Consider the following 1,361-nt stretch of genomic DNA (forward strand, 5'->3'; position numbering starts at 1 on the left):
CCACGCCCACCCCCACCTCCACCCCGATCAGGAGCAACACATGACCCGACGTGCCCTCGCGGCATCCGCTGCCGTGACCGCACTCGCACTCGCCCTCTCGGGTTGCGTCGCGAAGTCCGACCTCGCCGCGGCGATCGCCGTCGACATCACCGACGACGGATGCGCCGTGGCGACCTCGACGGCCACGGCCGGCGCCGTGACGTTCAGCCTCGCCAACAACGGCAGCGACGTGAACGAGTTCGAGATCCTCGCCGACGACCAGCTGCGCATCGTCGGCGAGAAGGAGAACGTGACGCCCGGCCAGGAGGTCGAGTTCGTCGCGCAGCTCGCGCCCGGCACCTATTACACGGCGTGCAAGTTCCAGCAGGTGGGCGCTCCCGTCGGGCTCGCCGAGTTCACGGTCACCGGTGAGGCATCCGCCGTCTCGGCCGACGAGCAGGCGCTCGCCGACCAGGCCGTGACCGAGTACATCGCCTACGTTCGATCGCAGGCCGCCGAGCTCATCCCCGCCGTCGAGGCGTTCGCCGCCGCGTACGCCGCGGGCGACGACGAGACCGCCCGTTCGCTGTTCGCCGCGACGCGCGTGCCGTACGAGCGAATCGAGCCGACCGCCGAGGCGTTCGGCGACCTCGACCCGAAGATCGACTTCCGCGAGGTCGACGCCGTGGCCGACGGCCTCGACTGGACCGGCTTCCACCGCATCGAGAAGGACCTGTGGCCGCCGGCCGCGGGTGACCTGAACTCCGACGGCCAGGACGCGCTCGCCGACTGGGCACCGTCGACGCTCGAGGAGCGCAAGGCCTTCGCCGACGGCCTCGTCGCGGATGTCACCGAGCTGCGCGACCTCGTGACGGCCGACGACTTCGAGGTCACGCTCGGCGACATCTCGAACGGCGCGATCGCCCTCCTCGACGAGGTGGCCTCCGGCAAGATCACGGGTGAAGAGGACTGGTGGTCGGGCACCGACCTCTCCGACTTCGCCGCGAACGTGCAGGGCGCCGGCGTCGCGTTCGGCGCGGTGCGCGCGCTCGCCGAGTCGAAGGGCGCCGAGGGCGAGGCGCTCGCCGCCGAGATCGACGCACAGTTCACCGCGCTCGAGGAGGCCCTCGCCGCGTACGGCTCGCTCGATGCCGGCTTCGTGAACTACGCCATGCTGACCGATGCCGACAAGAAGGCGCTCTCCGACCAGGTGAACGCCCTCGCCGAGCCACTCTCGCAGCTCACCCAGACGGTGCTCGGGGTCTGATGGGAGAGAATCCGCACGACAGCGGCGTGAGCCGCCGGCAGCTCCTCGGCCTCTTCGGCGCTGGAGCTGCGGGCGCCGCCGCCGGCGCGGCCGGGGGAGCGGGCGTCGCGATCGC

At 71.6% G+C, this 1,361-nt stretch carries 1 protein-coding gene; it reads left to right on the plus strand.

Annotated features, from left to right (window positions below):
- Nucleotides 1-40 precede the first annotated feature (40 nt).
- Entirely contained in the window at nucleotides 41-1,246 is a 1,206-nt protein-coding gene (efeO, locus tag ESP51_RS20390) for an iron uptake system protein EfeO (protein WP_129522681.1), read from the plus strand.
- Nucleotides 1,247-1,361: the final 115 nt, after the last annotated feature.

The sequence above is a fragment of the Agromyces albus genome (genome assembly GCF_004134825.1).
Lineage (GTDB): Bacteria > Actinomycetota > Actinomycetes > Actinomycetales > Microbacteriaceae > Agromyces > Agromyces albus.